Source organism: Mucilaginibacter gilvus, assembly GCF_004054195.1.
Lineage (GTDB): Bacteria > Bacteroidota > Bacteroidia > Sphingobacteriales > Sphingobacteriaceae > Mucilaginibacter > Mucilaginibacter gilvus.
Map to the genome: position 1 here is coordinate 244,868 of NZ_SBIW01000004.1, position 20,255 is coordinate 265,122.

Sequence of the window (20,255 nt, forward strand, 5' to 3'; positions counted from 1 at the left end):
AAACTTTTTTATCGCAACAGCAGCGGGCATTTTTTAAGTTAAGAGAAATTGTGACCGGCAATCCCTTTGTTATATCGGAAGGGATGATTTAGGGAAAGGGCTTTTAGACTATCCACCCAAAACAAAAAGCGCCTTGTGATAACAAGGCGCTTTCCGATAAAATTTTTATTGAATTTAGTTAGTGACGCTTAACAGATCGATAGTAAATACCAGTACCGAGTTTGCAGGGATGCCCGCACCCGGCGAACTGTTGCCATAAGCTAATACCGATGGTACGATAAGCAGCATGCGGCCGCCTGGTTTTAAAAAGGGGATACCTTTTTGCCAGCCTTGTATAAAGCCGCTTAGCGGGTAGGTAGTCCCTGTGCCTTTATCAAATTGGCTACCATCTAACAATTTACCTACGTAGTTTACGGTAACCGTTGAAGATAATGTGGGGTTTGTGCCTGTGCCGGGGGTGATGATCTGGTAGTAAACACCCGATGCATCTTTTGTGGCAGTAATGCTTGGGTTAGCCGTAAGGAAAGCCTGGATAGCGGCCTCATCTTTAACTGCTTGTGCCGCTGCATCAAATTTCGCTTCTTTTTTACAGGCGGAGCAGCCGATTATAAATAAACTAAGGACTAATAAATATCTTTTCATATACAAGGGTAACGGCAAAATTTAAGATAATGATACAGTTGTTTTTATTTTTAACTCGTTCATCTGCGCATCGGCAATGGTTGATGGCGAATCTATCATCACGTCGCGGCCCGAATTATTCTTAGGGAAGGCGATCACATCGCGGATAGAATCAAGCCCGGCAAAGATAGAGGTAAGCCTGTCGAACCCGAACGCGATACCGCCATGCGGAGGTGCGCCGTACTCAAAGGCATCCATTAAAAAGCCAAACTGTTTCTGCGCTTCTTCCGGTGAAAAGCCGAGATGCTTAAACATCAGCGATTGCAGGGCTCTGTCGTGGATCCGAATGCTGCCACCGCCGATTTCGGTACCGTTGATCACTAAATCGTATGCATTGGCACGTACGTTTTTAGGGTCCGTATCCAGCATTGCAATGTCCTCCGGTTTTGGTGAGGTGAAGGGATGGTGCATGGCATGGTAACGCCCGGTTTCTTCGTCCCACTCCAGCAGCGGGAAATCGAGCACCCAAAGCGGCGCGAATTTGTTCTTATCGCGTAAGCCTAAACGGCCGCCAATCTCAAGGCGTAATTCGTTCAGTTGCTTGCGAACTTTATCTGTAGAGCCGGCCAGGATCATTATCAAATCGCCTTTTTCTGTTTGGAAAGCAGCGCTCCATTTAGCCAGGTCTTCTTCGTTATAAAATTTATCTACCGATGATTTGATAGTTCCGTCCTCGTTATGGCGGGCATAAATTAGGCCGGTAGCGCCAATTTGCGGGCGTTTCATCCACTCGGTTAGTTCGTCTATCTGCTTGCGGGTGTAACCGGCGCAGCCTTTGGCTTTGATACCTACAACGAGTTCGGCATTATCAAAAATGCTAAAACCTTTGCCTTTTACCACATCGTTCAGTTCCACAAACTCCATCCCGAAACGGGTGTCGGGTTTATCAGAACCATATAAACGCATGGCATCGGCGTACTGCATGCGCGGGAAATCGCCAAGTTCCAGCCCTTTTACGTTGCGGAACAGGTGGCGGGTAAGGCCTTCAAAAATATTCAGGATATCCTCCTGGGTAATGAACGACATCTCACAGTCTATCTGGGTAAACTCCGGCTGGCGATCGGCGCGCAGGTCCTCGTCCCTAAAACATTTAACGATCTGGAAGTAACGGTCGAAACCACTTACCATAAGCAATTGCTTAAACGTTTGTGGCGATTGCGGCAGGGCGTAAAATTCGCCCGGGTTCATGCGGCTTGGCACCACAAAATCGCGCGCGCCTTCCGGGGTAGATTTGATCAGCACCGGTGTTTCCACTTCGATGAAGTCTAATCCGTCCAAATACTTGCGGATCTCCTGCGCCATTTTGTGACGCAGCACCAGGTTTTGGCGGATAGGGTTACGCCGCAGATCCAGGTAACGGTATCTGGCACGCAGCTCTTCGCCGCCGTCTGTTTCGTCCTCAATTAAAAAGGGAGGTATTTTAGAGGCGTTCAAAATTTCCAGTTCGCTAACGGTAATTTCAATTTCGCCGGTAGCAATTTTTGTGTTTTTGTTAGAACGTTCTACCACCTTGCCTTTAACCTTAATTACAAACTCGCGGCCCAGCTGGCGGCCGGCTTCGCGCAGGCCGGCATCGGTATCGGCGTTTAAAACCAGTTGGGTAAGGCCATAGCGGTCGCGTACGTCAATAAAAGTGGTACCGCCCAAATCGCGCGATTTTTGCACCCATCCGCAAAGGGTAACAGTTTCCCCTAAATTGCTGATATTTAATTGCCCGCAGGTATGTGTTCTAAGCATAATTCCTTTTTAAAAAGTTTGCAAAAGTAATATTTTTTGAGATATGAGATGTGAGATATGAGATATGAGAGCAAAGAAAGTTTAGAATAGCGAGCGCAAATACCGGTACGATGCGGATTTTTCTCAAATCTAATGTCTCACATCTCACATCTTATTCCCTATATTTGCGCTATAATTCTCAAGGGGTGCCTTGCTTTGGTGTACTAAAAATAATCTGCAGGTTATTTTACCAAACTGAAAGACGGGCTGAGATCAAACCCATTGGTGTTGTAGTTATGAGTTTTGTGTTTTGAGTAATGAGTTTTATAACTCAAACCCAACACTTACCACTTAAAACTCAACCCATGCACCTGATCCGGGTAATGCCGGCGTAGGGAGAGGTAACAAGTTAAGTGTACTGGCGCATTACCCTGGCGACAGATGGTTTAACTCATTTTTTGTTTAACACATTTGAAAAATTTATTTGCGGCGCTCTTCGCCCTGCTGTTGCCTGCATTGGCATCGGCTCAATTTTCCATCAGCGGAAAAATCACCAATCAGTCCGGCGATGTATTGCCCGGCGCAACCATTAGCCTGGTAAACCCGGCCTTAAACACACAAGCCGATGTGAACGGCAACTACCGCCTGGGGAGTGTCCCGGCAGGCAGTTACACCTTAAAAGCCACCTTTGTAGGCTATCAAACGTTTACCAAAACAATTATTTTAAGCGGCAACCAGTCGGTTAACTTTACCCTTACCAGCGGCGTTTTCAGTGCCGAAGAAGTGGTAATTACCGCCACCCGTGCGGGCCATAATTCGCCAACGGCATTTACCAATTTAAGCAAAAAAGACCTGGAGAAAACCAACTTTGGCCAGGATTTGCCTTATATGCTTAACCAAACCCCATCGGTAGTGATTACTTCAGATGCAGGCGCGGGTATAGGCTATACAGGCATCCGAATCCGCGGCAGCGACGCAAGCAGGGTAAACGTTACCATCAACGGTATCCCTTACAACGATTCGGAAAGCCAGGGCTCCTATTTTGTGGACCTGCCGGATATCACCTCATCCATCAACAACATCCAGGTGCAGCGTGGCGTAGGTACATCAACCAATGGCGCAGGCGCGTTCGGCGGTAGTATCAACATCCAAACCACTACGCGCCGGGATACGGGTTATGCCGATATCAACAACTCGGTAGGTTCTTACGGCTCGGTAAAAAACACCATTAACCTGGGGACGGGTTTATTGGGTGGTAAATTCAGTGTAGACGGTCGTTTATCGCGAATCAAATCTGACGGATATATCGATAGGGCATCTTCACAGCTGAAATCGTTTTTTGTGAGCGGCGCATATTACGGGGCTACCAGCACCCTGCGGGCCAATATCTTCTCGGGTTACGAACGGACATACCAGGCATGGAACGGCATCCCCGATTATATCATCAGCGATGAGAGTATCCCCAACCGACGCCGCTATAACGAGCTGGGCCTGATGCCCGATGGTACTTATTATAAAGACCAGGTGGATGATTATCTACAAAACCACTACCAGTTACTATACGATCAAAAATTATCTGATAAGGTTTCCTTTAGCGGTGCGTTGCATTATACAAAAGGCAAGGGATATTACGAGGAATTTAAAACCGATGCCAAGGTAGCTGATTATGGCTTAACGCCTGTAGTTATTGGAGGCACAACCATTTCCAAAACAGACCTTGCCCGCCGCCGCTGGCTGGATAACGATTTTTATGGCGTTACCTACGCTTTAAAATACCTGCCGCAGGATAATCTCAACTTCACTTTGGGTGGTGCTTACAACCGCTATACCGGCGCACATTTTGGCAACATCATTTACACCAAACAAAGCGCGGGCATTCCGCCAAATTATGAGTACTACCGCGACGACGCCGAAAAGAATGATTTTAACATCTTCGGCCGTGGCGAATGGAAAACAGGCAACACCATCATATTTGCCGATATGCAGTACCGCCGCATTTATTATTCATTCTTAGGTTTCGACAGGAATTTGAACAATGTGCAGCAAAATACTACGCTCAATTTCTTCAATCCTAAGGTGGGCGTTACCTATGAGTTCGATGCACAGAACAATATCTACGCTTCCTTCGCAGTGGGTAACCACGAGCCTAACCGCGACGATTATACCAACAGCACCCCCGCCAGCAGGCCCAAAGCAGAAAACCTGAAAGATTTTGAAGCAGGTTACCGCACCAGCACCGGCGCGTTTAAAGGCGGCATCAACCTGTTTTATATGCTGTATAAAAATCAGCTGATACTAACCGGCTCGTTAAATGATGTTGGCGCGCAAATCCGTAATAACGTAAAAGATAGCTATCGCGCGGGTATTGAGCTGGACGGCCGCGTAAAAATTACCAAAGCGCTCAGCTGGGCTGCAACGGCAACCATCAGCACCAATAAGATAAAAAATTACGGCCAGTTTTTAAATAACTACGATGACGACACCCAGGCATTTATCCTGCTAAAGAAAACCGACATCGCTTATTCGCCGTCATTTATCGCTTCCAGCGAGATCAGCTTGTCGCCTTTTAAGGGCGGCGAAATTGCGTTCGTCAGCAAGTACATAAGCAGGCAATTCCTGGATAATACATCTAACACCAATCCAGCAGGCTTCGCTTCATCCGGCGTTAATGTTTTTGTAACCGACAGGCTGCTGAAGAGTTATTTTGTGAGCGATGTAAGGCTGCGGTATAACTTCAGTATAAGATCGGTTAAAAACATTGGGCTGGGCTTGCTGGTGAACAATATCTTCAGCAAAAAATACGAGGCCAACGGCGCGACATATCCAGATATTGAAGGTGGGCAAGTGATGAACTATAACTACTATTTCCCGCAGGCCACGCGCAACTTCCTGGCATCGGTTAGCTTAAGTTTTTAGGCGGATGCAAAGCTGGATAGCCCTTTTTATAGAACAACTAAAGGCTACAACCTGGCTGGAATGGCTCGCCGTAATATTAGGCGTTGCCGAAGTACTGCTGGCGCGTGCCAATAAAGTGTGGCTATACCCAACCGGTATAGCCGCCACTTTAATTTCGCTTTACCTGCTGCTGCAGGTGGCCTTATATGCCGAGTTATTGCTGAACGGTTACTACGTAGTGATGAGCGTTTACGGCTGGCATCACTGGATAAAAAAGCGCGGGCAGCCCGCCGTACAGGTGGCTTACGCCAACAAGCGCGAGTGGATAATTACCCTGCTCATAGTCTTTGCCGGCTGGGGCCTGTTGTATTTGATGCTGGTGAACTTCACACAATCTACCGTGCCCGTTTGGGATGCCTGGGTATCTTCTACCGCCTGGGCGGGGATGTGGCTGCTGGCCCGGCGTAAAATAGAGAACTGGGTGCTGCTAAACATCAGTAACCTGTTTGCCATCCCCTTACTTTATCATAAAAACCTGGTGATGTTTGCCGTGCTTACGCTGATATTGTTTGTGGTGGCCATTTTTGGTTATTACGATTGGCGCAAGATCATTATTAAAGAACATTTAATCAGTGTTGCAAGCTGATATGGCTTATACAGATCACCCTTCCGCCCGCCTGTTGCCGGGTTGGGTAGAAACTATTCGCGGCCACGCCGCGGAGGCAGAGAAACTGGGCAAGCTGCATCCCGAACAATTAAAATTGATCTATCAGCAGCAATGGTTCAATCTGCTTGCGCCTGCTGTTTATGGCGGATTGCAAACGCCATTGCCGCAACTCATCGCGACAGAAGAAGCCCTTAGCTGGGCCGATGGCAGCCTGGGCTGGGTAGTAACTTTGTGCTGCGGCGCAGGCTGGTTCGGCGGTTTTTTACAACCCGGCGTTGCCAAACAGGTTTATGCCGATACCGAAGCGTGCATTGCCGGAAGTGGCGCCGCTACTGGTACCGCTGCCATTACAGGCGATGGCTATATTGTCAATGGAAGTTGGAAGTATGCCAGCGGCGTGCATCACGCTACCTATATCACCGTAAACTGCCTGATTACCAATGGCGAGGAACCGGAATTGGATGATGATGGCGCACAGTTGATACTACCCTTTATACTCAACCGGGCCGATGTAACCCTCCTGCCAGGCTGGAAATATATGGGCATGGTAGCCACAGGCAGCGATGCCTATGAGGTGAATAACCTTTATGTGGATAAAAGCAGGTGTTTTAAAATTGAAGCCGCCGCGGCGGCGATTCCCTCGCTGTTATACACCTACCCGTTTTTGCAGCTGGCAGAGGCCACGCTCGCGGCCAACCTATCGGGCATGGCGGTTCATTTTATAGACCTTTGCGTGCCGGCGTTCGCGTATAAGGCTACCAACATCCGCCGGGTAAATGAGGCCAATGTGGCGCTTATGGAGAGCGAGCTTACTACCGCCACTACACAGCTTAACCAAACGCGGCAGGATTTTTTTGCCGCTGTGGATGCATCCTGGCAGCAGCCTACAGATATCGGTTTATTAAAAGAGGTAAGCCACACCAGCCGGATATTGGCAAGAACAGCGCGCGAATGTGTAGACAAGCTTTATCCCTACTGCGGCTTGCTTGCTGCATTGCCCGTTACGGAAATTAACCGCGTATGGCGCGATCTGCATACTGCCTGCCAACATGCGCTGCTTACTTTTGCAGAATAATGCTTCGCTGCTTAACCATTACGTAACGCAAATATCACACTGATAATTCATATCATTGTTCATATTTGCGTTATTTAATTCTGCTATTGTATGAAATTCAGATCCCTGTTCTTCGCGGTACTTCTTATCGCAACCGGCGTATCGGCCCAAAATAAAAAAGTAACAGCAGCCTCATCAGCCCTACCCCGCCCAAAGTTGGTGGTAGGCATCGTAGTTGACCAAATGCGCTGGGATTACCTCTACCGTTATTACGACCGTTACCAGGCCGGCGGCTTCAAAAGAATGCTGAGTGAGGGCTTTACCTGCGAAAATACCTTGATCCCCTATATCCCAACGGTAACCGCCATAGGCCATTCCACTGTGTACACCGGTTCGGTGCCGGCTATCCACGGCATGGCAGGCAACGATTTTATTATACAGGCAACCGGTAAATCCATGTATTGCACAGCCGATTCTACCGTAAATACCGTAGGCAGTACTTCTGCTGCAGGCAAAATGTCGCCACGTAACTTGCTGGCCACAACTATTACCGATGAATTGAAACTGGCCACAAACTTCCGCTCGAAAGTGATCGGTATCGCTTTGAAAGACCGCGGCGGAATCCTCCCGGCAGGGCATGTGGCTAACGCCGCGTATTGGTTTGATGATGCCACCGGCAGCTGGATCAGCAGCACCTTCTATATGAACGATCTGCCTGCCTGGGTAAAAACCTTCAACAGCCAAAAAAACGCCGAAAAATATCTGAATCAGGATTGGAACACGCTGTACCCTATTAATACTTACGTGCAAAGCGCGCCGGATAACAGTCCCAAATACGAGGGTAAGTTCGGCGGAACCGATGCGCCTACCTTCCCTATTAAAACTTCGATATTGTATAAAGGCAACGCGGGGATGATCCGTAGCACGCCTTATGGAAACACCTTAACACTTGATCTAGCCAAAGCCGCCGTTGATAACGAGCAGCTGGGCAAAAACGTAGTGACCGATTTTTTAGCGGTGAGCCTGTCGTCAACAGATTATGTGGGCCACCAGTTTGGGCCGAACTCGGTAGAGGTAGAAGATACCTACCTGCGTTTGGATAATGACCTGAGCGCGTTTTTTATTTACCTTGACGCTAAAGTTGGTAAAGGTAACTACAGCGTATTTTTAACTGCCGACCATGGCGCGGCCCACAACCCGCAGTTTTTAATAGACCATAATATCCCCGCAGGGTATTGGGACGAAAGTGCCGCGCGTACGCAGCTGAATAAATTATTAGAAGATAAATACAAGCAAAAAAACCTGGTTTTGGGGCTGAACAACTACCAGGTAAACTTTAACAACGTTCTTATCAACAAAGAATCCATTAGTGAAGAAGCGTTAAAGGCTGATTGTATAGTCGCTTTGCAAAAACAGTCTGGAGTTGCTTACGCGGTTGATTTGCAAAGGGCGCAAACGGCCAATATCCCCGAAGACCTGCGCACACGGATCATTAACGGCTACAATGTAGAACGCAGCGGCGTTATCCAGATCATCCTGAAACCGGGTTGGTACGGTGGGCATGGGGGCACCGGTACTACCCACGGCACCTGGAACCCTTACGACGCGCATATCCCGCTGGTATTTATGGGCTGGGGTATTAAACACGGCAGCCTGGTACGCGAAACGTACATGACTGATATTGCCGCTACACTTGCTGCCTTATTACATATACAAGCCCCAAGCGGCAACATAGGCGCACCAATTGGCGAGGTGCTTAAATGGTTTAAAGATTAGAGTATCAGAATTAAGGAATTCCGGAAGATGAAAGTTTGCACGCGTTGATCTTTCGGACTTCCGTTTTTTAGGCCATATAAAATGAGAAAATACATCTCCAAATTCCATTATCTTACGCAGGATCTGCCGCAACGGAGTCATATAGAACAGGCGCAAATTGCCTGCGAAGCGGGTGCCAATTGGGTGCAATACCGCTGCATGACCAAAACCGACGAGGAAATGATAGCCGAGATTCACCAGATAGCTTCTATCTGTGATGACTGGGGCGCTACGCTCATCCTCGCCAACCACTATCACCTGCTTGATAAAGTGGATGCACAAGGCGTACACATAGAGGACCTTAGTGCCGATTTTGCCGCTATCCGCGAAGTAATAACTGATGAGAAAACGTTAGGTGCATCGGCCACGAATATAGAAGCGTTGCTGCGCGTACAAAATTCAAGAGTGGTAGATTATTGTGGTTATGGCCCCTTTGCACACACGGATACCAAGCCTAACAATAAACCGCTGCTGGGTTATAGAGGCTATCGCGAGTTAGAAAAACAACCGATAGCTATACCTGTAATAGCCGTTGGCGGCGTACAACTAAAAGATGTAGAACCCCTGTTAGCAACCGGTATTTACGGCATCGCGGCTTCGGCTGCTGTTAATTTATCGTTGGATCCGGGCGGTATGGTGAAAGAGTTTTACAGGAAGATATATTAAATTACCGGTTTGTAATCCAGAGCGATAGCGAAGGGTGACAAAGTTAAAACATGGGATGTGCATTGGCCGATTTTTCGGGTACATCCTGTATCACATCCCAGTGCTCGGCTATCTTGCCGTTCTCTATCCTGAAGATATCAATAACAGAACTTACCTTATCGCCCATTTTGCTTTTGAGGTGTATATACACAAAATTGCCGTCTGCGGCCAGGTGCTGTATATCTATTTTGGTTTTCGGCGCACCTTTAAACCACAGGGTTGCACCCTGCCTTAAAGCCTCCCTGCCATCGGGCAGCGCAGGGTTATGCTGAATATAATTTTCCGCCAAATACTTATCCAGCGCGCCAATATTTTTATCGCCAAAAAACTCCTGGTAAAACTCTGCCACCATCTTTTTATTAAGGGATAATTGCGTTGCCGCTTTGCTTAACGAATCGGCAGTAGCCTTTTCTGTTTCAGCACCTTTATTATTGCAGGATATGATGACAACTGAAGCTAATATAAACAGGGCAGGGATGAGTTTTTTCATGGTTAAATATACTAAACAAATAACGAAAATTGATTCTTTGGTGATTGCACAGCAGAGAAGGAGGGTGGGCCGAATCTACTTCCCCAATGCTACTTCCTGTACGCCACATAAATGTGTTCATCCAGTACCTCGCCCCGTTTAAAAACCACGTTTTTTAATATCCCCTGTTTAACATAGCCCGCTTTTTCCAGCACGCGCATGGATGCCGGGTTGCTGCCAAAAACACCTGCCTGTAAGCAAATGATATCAAAAGTAGCAAAGGCGTATTGGGTAATCAGTTGCGCGGCTTCACTCATAATTCCACGCCCCCAGTATTCCTCGCCAAGCCAATAGCCGAAAAGCGGTGCCTTGGTAAACACATCATCCCGTAATGTGATGCCAATAGTGCCGGCGAACGTGCCATCTACATCTATTACAAAAGTTGTCGGCGGGTTTTGGTTGATATTGAGGCCAATGAAAAATTCGGCATCTGCCAAACTGTAGGGAGATGGAAAGCGGTCGTACAGGTTAGCGCCAATTTTGGGGTTATCTGCAAGGCGCTGTAACTCGGTAGCATCGCTTTCGCGCCAGTTTCGTAAAGTAAATCCTGTTCCTTTTATTTCCATTTGTAACAATCCAACCGTTAAAAATAGTAATATTACTTAAACTGCTAAATTGCGGCGGCTAAGCTATATTCCATGAAGAAACTCTTTACATCCCTACTGTTGTTTATATTTGCAGGCGCGTCGGCACAAAAGCTGGAGACCCTCAGCATCGAAAAAATCATGCGCGACCCTAAATGGATGGGTGTATCACCCTCCAACATCCGCTGGAGCGACGATAGCAAAAAGATCTATTTTAATTGGAACCCCAAAAGCGAGGAGCGCGACGGGCTTTTTTCCATCACCCCAACCAACCTGAAACCGAGGGAAGTTGCCACAGAAGAGCAACGCGAAATAGCACCCGAAAACGGCAGCTGGAATAAAAAACGCTCGCTAAAAGCCTTTGAACGCAATGGCGATATCTACCTGTCGGACGTTAAAACCGGTACCATCACCCAACTTACCAGCACCACAGAGCGAGAAGCCATTCCCACTTTTACGGCTGATGAAAGCGCAGTGCTATTCTCTAAAGAAAATAACCTGTATAAACTCAGCCTTGCCAAAGGGCAGTTAGTGCAGCTAACCAATTTTGTAAAAACAGCAAGCGGCACAACCAAAAAGAATACCGACAATCAGCAGGAAAAATACCTGAAAAAGCAGCAACTCGAATTGTTCGACATTATTAAAGTGGAGGATAAAGACCGCAAGCTGGATAGCATTGAACGGAAAGAGATGCAGCCCGCGAAACTAAAAGAGATTGTTTACGGCGATAAGCGCGTAAACAGCGTACAGCTAAGCCCGGATGGCAGGTACATTACTTACCGCCTGATACAGCCCGCCGAGGGTGCTAAGAACGGTATTGTACCCAATTATGTGACCGGATCTGGCTTTACGGAGGACATTCCGAACCGTACCAAGGTGGGCGCGCCGCAATCGTCCTCGGTTAGTTATGTGTTTGATCTAAAACGCGACTCGGTTTACGCCATCTCTACCAAAGAGATTCCCGGCATAAAAGACTTGCCCGACTATTTAAAAGATTACCCCAAACTACTCGAAGACCGCAGAAAAGCCAATGCCGACCGCAAGGTGGATATCGGCGTACCGGTTTGGAGCGAGAACAGCAAATACGCGGTGGTGGTAGTAGAATCGCAGGATAATAAGGACCGCTGGATCATGAAACTGGATGCCGCCTCAGGCAAATTAACCCTGTTGGATCGCCAGCGCGACGAAGCGTGGATAGGCGGCCCGGGTACCGGCGGTTTCTTTGCCAATGGCAGCCTTGGCTTTACCGATAATACCCATTTTTATTACCAAAGCGAAGCCAGCGGCTATTCGCATCTTTACCTGTTGGATATGGTAAACGGTGAGAAGAAACAGCTCACCAGCGGCAAATGGGAAGTACAAACCTTAAAGCTCTCCAACGATAAAAAAACGTTCTATTTTACAGCCAATATCGAGCACCCGGGCCTCACTCATTTTTATAAGATCCCGGTAACCGGCGGCGCTCCTGTAAAGCTAACGAGCATGAAGGGTGGTAACGAGATAGACCTTTCGCCGGATGAAAAATGGCTGGCTATCCGTTACTCTTATTCCAACAAACCATGGGAACTTTATGTGCAGCCCAATAAACCGGGCGCGAAAGCCGTACAGGTTACCAACTCTACCACGGCAGAATTTAACTCCTACGCGTGGAAAGAACCGGAGGTCATTAGCTTTAAAAACCGCTATGGCAGCGATATTTATGCCCGCGTTTATCAGCCCAAAACTGCCGACCCAGCCAAGCCGGCCGTAGTATTTGTACACGGCGCAGGCTACCTGCAAAACGTGCATTACTGGTGGAGCAGTTATTTCCGCGAGTATATGTTCAACAACATGCTGGCCGATAATGGCTACACGGTAATCGATATCGATTACACCGCCAGCTCGGGCTACGGCCGCGATATGCGTACCGGAATCTATCGCCACATGGGCGGCAAAGATTTGACCGACCAGGTAGATGGCGTGAAATATTTGATTGATAAATATGGCATCAACCCTAAACACGTGGGTTTGTATGGCGGTTCGTACGGTGGTTTTATTACCCTGATGGGTTTGTTTACCCAGCCGGATGTATTTGCATCCGGCGGAGCCATCCGCTCGGTTACCGATTGGGCGCATTATAACCATGGCTACACCTCCAATATTTTAAACGAGCCTTTTGAGGATGATATCGCTTACCGCCAAAGTTCGCCCATTTACTTTGCCAACGGGCTTAAAGGCAAACTACTGATGCTGCATGGCATGGTAGACCAAAACGTAAACTACCAGGACATTATCCGCCTCACGCAGAAACTGATAGAGTTACACAAAGAGAACTGGGAGCTGGCATCGTACCCCGTAGAAGACCACGGCTTTGTGCAACCCAGCAGCTGGACGGACGAGTATAAACGGATTTATAAATTGTTTGAGGAGACACTGAAGGGGAAATAGGCAATGTATAATCATAGCGATGGGTTTCAATACATCGCTCTAATTATACACCCACATCAACACCTTTTTCTTCTTTTTTTTCAGTAAAGCATCAACCACCTTCATGGTGTTGTTGAATATGGTGGGGCAACCCCAGCCCTCGGGCGTGCCTTTGGGTAAACTTCGGTTTAAGGATGTTAATTGCTGTACAGGTTTTAGGCTAATTTCTGTTTAATTTGCACAACGTCAAATCACAAGCTTCACCAAATGAAAAATAAATTGATGCTATTGCTAATATTGCTCAGCCTTGGTTGTTCATCCCCAGAACAACCCAATACCATCACCATTTCCTTAACCAATAATAAAATGTCGCTGCGGTTTAGCGGGCTCGACCGGGGGGTGATTGGTGAGGTTAGTAGGGATACTATTGGCAAAGGCTGGCAGGGGCTGGTGCCCGTTTACCGGATGCCTGCCGATACCGATATGAAAAACTATCAACCGGAGCAGCCCGGTAAATACCAGAGTGTGGATAGCGCTGTTGTTTTTACACCCGATACACCATTTACCGCCGGCCAAACTTATTTTGTGCGCTGGTACCGTTTTGAGAGCGGCAAAAAGGCTTCCAACTACCTGCGCGGCGGCAAGCGACTTGGGCAAACACAATTTACCGATTTGATTTTTAAGCAATAAGCATTTGAAATAAAAAATATTTCGTACATTTGTATCCGAATTAAAAAAGAGGGGGCTTTAGTCCCCTCTTTTATTTTATCGATCAAATTATCATTCAGATAAACCGACCCGATAATGAATATTGAAAAAAGAGTAACAGAACTGGTTGAAGAGAAAATTGCCGATATACCAAACTTGTTTTTGGTGGATGTTAAAATGCATTCGAACGGTAAATTAATTGTGTTGGTAGATGGGGATAATGGCATTGGTATAGCCGACTGCGCCGCTATAAGCAGGTATGTAGGTTTCCACCTGGAAGAGGAGAACGTGATAGAAGAAGCCTACAATTTAGAGGTTTCGTCGCCGGGGATTGATACGCCGCTTACCTTGCCAAGGCAGTATGCTAAAAACATTGGCCGTGCGCTGGAAATAAAAATGGCAGACGGCGCCAAGCGCGAGGGAAAATTGCTGAGCGTTGGCGAGGGTGCCATTACCATAGAAGAAACAATAAAAGAAAAAGGGAAAAAGGCTGAAACTGTTGAAAGCACTATCCCTACAGATAAAATAACAGAGACAAAAGTTTTAATATCATTCAAGTAAGAAAATGAGCAATATTAATTTAATTGATTCTTTTCAGGAATTTAAAGATTTCAAGAACATCGATCGCCCAACCATGATGAGCGTACTGGAAGACGTTTTCAGAAGCATGATCAGGAAAAAATACGGTACCGATGAGAACTGCGACGTTATCGTAAATACTGATAATGGTGACTTAGAGATCTGGCGCACACGTGTGGTTGTGGAAGATGGTTTTAGCGAAGATGACGACCTGGAGGTTGAACTGATAGAAGCTAAAGCATTTGATGCCGACCTGGAAATTGGTGATGAGCAAATTGAGCAGATCACTTTGGAAAGCTTTGGCCGCCGTGCTATTTTAGCCGCACGCCAAACTTTGGTATCAAAAATTCTGGAACTGGAGAAAGACGAGATCTTCAAAAAATATAAAGACCGCGTTGGCGAAATTGTTACCGGCGAGGTTTACCAGGTTTGGAAAAAAGAAACTTTGGTATTGGATGATGAAGGCAACGAGCTTTTGTTGCCAAAAACGGAGCAGATCCCGGCAGATTACTTTAAAAAAGGCGATAGCGTAAGAGCTATCATCAGCAAGGTAGATATGCTTAACAGCAACCCTAAGATCATCATCTCCCGTACAGCGCCTGAGTTTTTACAGCGTTTGTTCGAGATGGAAGTACCGGAAATTTTTGACGGTTTGATCACTATCAAAAAGATCGTTCGCGAGCCGGGCGAAAGGGCTAAAGTTGCTGTAGAAAGTTACGATGACCGTATCGATCCGGTTGGTGCCTGCGTAGGTATGAAAGGATCACGTATCCATGGTATCGTTCGCGAGCTGAAGAATGAGAACATCGATGTTATTAACTATACCAATAACATCCAATTATACATACAACGTGCATTGTCGCCGGCCAAGATCACCTCTATTAAGTTAGATGATGAGAAAAAAACAGCGGCGGTTTACTTAAAGCCCGATCAGGTATCGTTAGCGATAGGCCGTGGTGGTCATAACATTAAACTGGCCGGTAAATTAACCGGTTACGAAATTGATGTTTACCGCGAGGCAGACGAGCACGATGAGGATGTGGATATCGAAGAATTCTCAGATGAAATTGATAGCTGGATACTGGACGAATTTAAGCGTATTGGCTTAGATACGGCAAAATCAGTATTGGCGCTTTCTGTTGGCGAATTGGTAAAACGTACCGATTTGGAGGAAGAAACCGTGAAAGAAGTTTTATCAATTCTGCAGGCTGAGTTTGAATAAACAGAATAAGCAAAATTAAAATCGTATTTTTGCGATAATTAGAGCAGAGAAATAATAATAAATGTCAGAAGACAAATCTATAAAATTAATAAAAGCAGTAAAAGAACTGAACATCGGTATGGGTACCCTTGTCGATTTCTTAGCTACTAAAGGTTACAAGGTGGAGAAGCACCCAATGGCCAAGCTGGATAACGATATGTATACTACCTTGTTAAAGGAGTTTGCTGTTGATAAAATTATTAAGGAAGAGGCCAAGCAGATAAGTATTGGTAAGATCAGGAAAGAAGAGCCGGGACAGGCTCCTGAAAAACCTGTGGAAACCCGTCGTTCGAGAGATTTCGAGAACGAAGAGATCCTTATCAAAAACACTGGCCATTTTTCTTCAGCACCGGCTGAAAAGCCTAAACCTGCTGAACCGGCACAGCCGAAGGTGGAAGACCGCAGTAATACAGGCTTGCCTGGTGTTACCGTTGTGGGTAAAATAGACTTAAACAACCTGGGTGCAAAACCGGCGGAAGCGCCAAAAGCACCAGAACCTGTTAAAGAGGCTGTTGTTGCCCCTGTTGCAGAAGCGCCAAAGGTAGAAGCGCCAAAAGCGCCCGAGCCGGTTAAAGAAGTAGCAGCCCCTGTGGCCGAAGCGCCAAAAGCGCCCGAACCAGTTAAAGAGGTTGTTGCCCCGGTTGCAGAAGCACCAAAGGTAGAAACGCCAAAAGCACCAGAGCCTGTTAAAGAGGTTGTTGTTGCCCCGGTTGCAGATACTCCTGTACCAGCAGCGCCAGCGCCTGTTTTAGCAGAAGCACCGCCTGCGCCGATAGTAGCAGAGGAAGGCGACGACGTTATCCGTGCGAGCGCGGAACGCCTTAGCGGACCCAAAATTATTGGTAAGATTCAACTGCCGGTTAGCAATACGCCTAAGCGTGGCGGCCCGGTTGCCTCATCATCAAATGCTGCAGGCAACGCAGCAGACCACAAACGTAAACGTAAACGTAAAGACGCACAAGGTGGCGGCCAGGGTGGCAATAGCGCGGGGCAGCAGGCACCGCCAAGCGGCCCTATAAACCCTAACCGTCCCGATTTCAGGAACAGGCCAAGTGGTCCTCCGGGAGGCGGCGCAGGTAACAGGCCCGATTTTAGAGGCGGAGGCAGAAATGCACCACCAAGCTCAGGCCCTAAGGAAGAACCAACAGAAAAAGATATACAAGACCAGATCAAAGCAACGCTTGCACGTTTAAGCGGCGCGGGTAAATCGGGTAAGTTTGCACAGCGTGCTAAATTTCGCCGTCAAAAGCGTGATGATGTGGCTGCAACCGCCGAAGAACTGGCAATGGAGCAGGATGCGCAATCCAAAGTAATAAAGGTTACCGAGTTTGTTACGGCAAACGAGTTGGCTTTGATGATGGACGTTTCGGTTACTCAAATTATCTCAACCTGTATGAGTTTGGGTATGTTCGTATCCATCAACCAGCGTTTGGATGCCGAAACTTTAAGCATTGTTGCTGATGAGTTTGGTTTCCAGGTAGAGTTTGTAAAACCACAGGATGAAGAGGCGAATTTAGATACGCCCGATAATCCGGATCAGTTGATACCGCGTGCACCAATTGTGACCATCATGGGGCACGTTGACCACGGTAAAACATCATTGCTCGATTTTATCCGCAAAACCAACGTAATTGGCGGTGAGGCAGGGGGTATAACCCAGCACATCGGCGCTTACGAAGTAACCTTGCCGGATGATAAAAAGATTACCTTCCTGGATACACCGGGCCACGAAGCGTTTACCGCCATGCGTGCCAGGGGTGCACAGGTAACAGATATTGTTATTATTGTAATTGCTGCTGACGATAGTGTGATGCCGCAAACCCGCGAGGCCATCAACCATGCACAGGCTGCAGGTGCACCAATCATCTTCGCATTCAACAAAATTGACAGGCCGGGCGCTAACTCTGATAAAGTGCGTGAGCAGTTATCTGCCATGAACATATTGGTAGAAGAATGGGGTGGTAAATACCAAACCCAGGAGATCTCTGCCAAAACAGGCTTAAATATTGAGTTACTGTTAGAGAAAGTATTGCTTGAAGCAGAACTGCTCGAGCTTACCGCTAACCCTAACAAACGTGCCGTTGGTACGGTAATAGAATCGGCACTGGATAAAGGCCGTGGTATTGTTACTACGGTATTGGTACAGGCAGGCCGCCTAAAAGTGGGCGACCCGATATTAGCAGGTTGCTACAGCGGCCGTGTTAAGGCATTAACCAATGAGCGTGGCCAACGCGTAGATTCGGCAGGCCCGTCTACACCGGTACAGGTGTTGGGTATGCAAGGCGCGCCAACAGCGGGTGATAAATTCAACGCGCTGGAAAGCGAAGTAGAAGCACGTGAAATTGCCAACAAACGTTTACAATTACAACGCGAGCAGGGCTTACGTACGCAAAAACACATCACGCTTGATGAAATTGGCCGCCGTTTGGCAGTTGGTAACTTTAAGGAACTTAACATTATTGTTAAGGGTGACGTGGATGGTTCTATCGAGGCGCTGTCAGATTCGTTACTGAAACTTTCTACCGAACAGATACAAGTTAACATCATATCTAAAGCGGTTGGTCAGATCTCAGAAAGTGATGTATTGCTGGCATCTGCATCAGATGCGATCATCATCGGTTTCCAGGTACGTCCTTCGGGGGGTGCACGTAAACTGGCTGAAGCAGAGCAGATCGATATCAGGTTATACTCAATCATCTACGATGCGATCAACGAGATCAAAGCAGCGATGGAAGGTATGCTGGCACCAACATTCGAAGAGAAAATTGTTGCTAATGTAGAGATTCGCGACGTGTTCAAGATCAGCAAGGTGGGTACTATTGCAGGTTGTATGGTACTGGATGGTAAAATTTCCCGTAACAGCAAGATCCGTATCGTTCGCGATGGTGTGGTGATCCATACCGGTGAACTGGCTTCATTGAAACGTTTCAAAGATGACGTGAAAGAAGTTGCAACCAATTACGAGTGTGGTTTAAACATTGCCAACTACAACAACATTGAAGTAGGCGACATAGTAGAAGCATACGAAAACGTAGAAGTAAAACGTAAATTAGCCTAAGGGTTTTTATTGAATATTTACAAAGGGACGGCGAAAGCTGTCCCTTTTTTGTTGATGCGAATTTCCAAAAATCGCCATGTCGAACCGCTGTGTAGTGGGCGAGGCGAAAAGGCGAGAGTGAGAAATTTTATATGCCATACTTCGCGAGCGTTGAATAAGTTTTTTCCTTCGGTCAAAAGATAATCCTCTTCACCCGCTCGCTGCTCGCTCGAAACGACAACGTTTGCAAAATCTAGGGATTAAAACAACCCCACCAATCGCTCCAGCGCCATCCCGCGCGAACCTTTTATAAGTACAGTGGCATTGCTTATCGGGTTGGCTTTTAAGCCAGCCATGGCATCTTCGGCAGTTAAATAGAATGTGGGCTTTTCGTCCATGGTCCATGGTCCATTGTCCATGGACGAATTCGCTGCCGCGAAATCCTTCCCTATAAAGATCCGTTCCTGCACATCGGCTGCCATTGCTTTTTGCAAAACCAGGAGGTGTTCCGTAGCAGATTCTGGCCCCATCTCAAACATATCTCCCAAGATCATCACCTTGTGGCTGCCCTGCATTTTGTCCATGTTATCAATAGCTACGAACATGCTGCTGGGGTTGGCGTTATAAAAATCGCAAATGAGCGTATTGGTTACGGTGCGTTGTATCTGCGAGCGATTGTTTGTGGGCTCGTAACCGGCAATACCGTCACTTATTTCCTCGGGTGTTAGCCCGAATGTAGAGCCTATGCAAATCGCCACCAATATATTATCCAGATTGTAGGAACCCGTTAAATGGGTTGATACTGTATAACTGCCGCCCTCTAAATTGTCCGTCCATTCCAGTACCAGCAATGGCGAGCTATCCAGCAGTTTGCCGCTGATGATGTTATTAGGGTCGTCGTTTTTACCGTAATAAATTACGTTAGTTAGCCCCCGCTCTTTTTTCATGGCGCTCAATAGGGTGTCATCGCTATTAATGAAAGCAACCGCGTTGTTTTCGGCCCGGCCCAAATAATCATACATCTCTCCTTTGCCTTTACGTACACCTTCCACACCGCCAAATCCTTCCAAATGCGCTTTGCCAACGTTAGTGATGAGCCCATGCGTAGGTTGGGCAATGTTACAAAGCAGCTCGATTTCTTTTTGGTGATTCGCGCCCATTTCAATTACGGCCATTTCATGCGAGGCGTTAATTTTCAGGAGCGTAAGCGGTACACCTATGTGGTTATTCAGGTTTCCCTCGGTAGCGAGGGTGTTAAAACGTTGTGATAAAATCGCGTTGATGAGTTCCTTGGTGGTGGTTTTGCCGTTGGTGCCTGTAAGCCCTATAACAGGGATGTCCAGCTGCCTTCGGTGATGAGCGGCAAGGTTTTGCAGGGCAGTTAAACCATCGGCAACCAAAATATATTTCTCGCCCATCGCATATTCCGGGTTATCAATAATGGCGTAGGCTGCGCCGGCTTCTATTGCTTTTTCGGCAAAGGTGTTGGCATTGAATTTATCGCCTTTAAGGGCAAAGAAAAGGCTGCCTGGAGCAATTTTCCGGGTATCGGTACTAATAGTCGGGTGCTGCAAGTAAAGCTGGTAGATGTCTTCTATAGTGGCCATGGTATGCAATA

15 protein-coding genes are annotated in these 20,255 nt (G+C 47.1%); 10 read left to right on the forward strand and 5 right to left on the reverse strand.

Going from position 1 to position 20,255, the window contains the following annotated elements; all coding sequences use genetic code 11:
* Positions 1-174 precede the first annotated feature (174 nt).
* Complete coding sequence (locus tag EPL05_RS11150) at positions 175-642, reverse strand: FKBP-type peptidyl-prolyl cis-trans isomerase (RefSeq protein WP_128534041.1); 468 nt, start codon at positions 640-642, stop codon at positions 175-177.
* Positions 643-663: 21 nt separating this feature from the next.
* A complete protein-coding gene (gene aspS / locus EPL05_RS11155; protein ID WP_128534042.1) occupies positions 664-2,418 on the reverse strand; it encodes an aspartate--tRNA ligase in 1,755 nt (584 codons plus the stop codon).
* Between the two features lie 450 nt (positions 2,419-2,868).
* On the opposite strand from aspS, the gene EPL05_RS11160 reads away from it, so the two are divergent.
* From EPL05_RS11160 to EPL05_RS11180, 5 genes are all read left to right on the forward strand, one after another.
* Positions 2,869-5,313: a TonB-dependent receptor gene (locus tag EPL05_RS11160; RefSeq protein ID WP_243837276.1), complete on the forward strand. Its 2,445-nt coding sequence runs from the start codon at positions 2,869-2,871 to the stop codon at positions 5,311-5,313.
* A gap of 4 nt (positions 5,314-5,317) precedes the next feature.
* Positions 5,318-5,938, forward strand: a complete 621-nt coding sequence (gene pnuC, locus EPL05_RS11165) for a nicotinamide riboside transporter PnuC (RefSeq protein WP_128534043.1) — start codon at positions 5,318-5,320, stop codon at positions 5,936-5,938.
* 1 nt (position 5,939) lies between these two features.
* Positions 5,940-7,034, forward strand: coding sequence for an acyl-CoA dehydrogenase family protein (locus EPL05_RS11170; RefSeq protein ID WP_128534044.1), 1,095 nt, complete (start codon positions 5,940-5,942; stop codon positions 7,032-7,034).
* Between the two features lie 90 nt (positions 7,035-7,124).
* Entirely contained in the window at positions 7,125-8,789 is a 1,665-nt protein-coding gene (pafA, locus tag EPL05_RS11175) for an alkaline phosphatase PafA (protein ID WP_128534045.1), read from the forward strand.
* Positions 8,790-8,870: 81 nt separating this feature from the next.
* Positions 8,871-9,494 (forward strand): thiamine phosphate synthase, encoded by a 624-nt coding sequence (locus tag EPL05_RS11180; protein ID WP_128534046.1) that lies wholly within the window; start codon positions 8,871-8,873, stop codon positions 9,492-9,494.
* A 43-nt stretch (positions 9,495-9,537) separates the two neighbouring features.
* On the opposite strand, the gene EPL05_RS11185 is transcribed toward EPL05_RS11180, so the two are convergent.
* The gene (locus EPL05_RS11185; protein WP_128534047.1) at positions 9,538-10,023 is read right to left on the reverse strand and encodes a nuclear transport factor 2 family protein; all 486 of its coding nucleotides are present in this window, start codon (positions 10,021-10,023) and stop codon (positions 9,538-9,540) included.
* Positions 10,024-10,112: 89 nt separating this feature from the next.
* A complete protein-coding gene (locus EPL05_RS11190; protein ID WP_128534048.1) occupies positions 10,113-10,628 on the reverse strand; it encodes a GNAT family N-acetyltransferase in 516 nt (171 codons plus the stop codon).
* A 72-nt stretch (positions 10,629-10,700) separates the two neighbouring features.
* On the opposite strand from EPL05_RS11190, the gene EPL05_RS11195 reads away from it, so the two are divergent.
* The 5 genes from EPL05_RS11195 (at position 10,701) to infB (ending at position 18,658) form a co-directional block, all read left to right on the forward strand.
* Positions 10,701-13,073, forward strand: a complete 2,373-nt coding sequence (locus EPL05_RS11195) for a S9 family peptidase (RefSeq protein WP_128534049.1) — start codon at positions 10,701-10,703, stop codon at positions 13,071-13,073.
* A gap of 246 nt (positions 13,074-13,319) precedes the next feature.
* Positions 13,320-13,742, forward strand: a complete 423-nt coding sequence (locus tag EPL05_RS11205) for a hypothetical protein (RefSeq protein WP_128534050.1) — start codon at positions 13,320-13,322, stop codon at positions 13,740-13,742.
* Between the two features lie 114 nt (positions 13,743-13,856).
* Positions 13,857-14,321: a ribosome assembly cofactor RimP gene (gene rimP, locus EPL05_RS11210; RefSeq protein WP_128534051.1), complete on the forward strand. Its 465-nt coding sequence runs from the start codon at positions 13,857-13,859 to the stop codon at positions 14,319-14,321.
* A 4-nt stretch (positions 14,322-14,325) separates the two neighbouring features.
* Positions 14,326-15,561, forward strand: a complete 1,236-nt coding sequence (gene nusA, locus EPL05_RS11215) for a transcription termination factor NusA (protein WP_128534052.1) — start codon at positions 14,326-14,328, stop codon at positions 15,559-15,561.
* A 61-nt stretch (positions 15,562-15,622) separates the two neighbouring features.
* Positions 15,623-18,658, forward strand: a complete 3,036-nt coding sequence (infB, locus tag EPL05_RS11220) for a translation initiation factor IF-2 (protein WP_128534053.1) — start codon at positions 15,623-15,625, stop codon at positions 18,656-18,658.
* A 239-nt stretch (positions 18,659-18,897) separates the two neighbouring features.
* Here the strand turns inward: infB and EPL05_RS11225 are convergent, their stop codons facing one another.
* Positions 18,898-20,244: a UDP-N-acetylmuramoyl-tripeptide--D-alanyl-D-alanine ligase gene (locus tag EPL05_RS11225; protein WP_128534054.1), complete on the reverse strand. Its 1,347-nt coding sequence runs from the start codon at positions 20,242-20,244 to the stop codon at positions 18,898-18,900.
* Between the last annotated feature and the right edge of the window lie 11 nt (positions 20,245-20,255).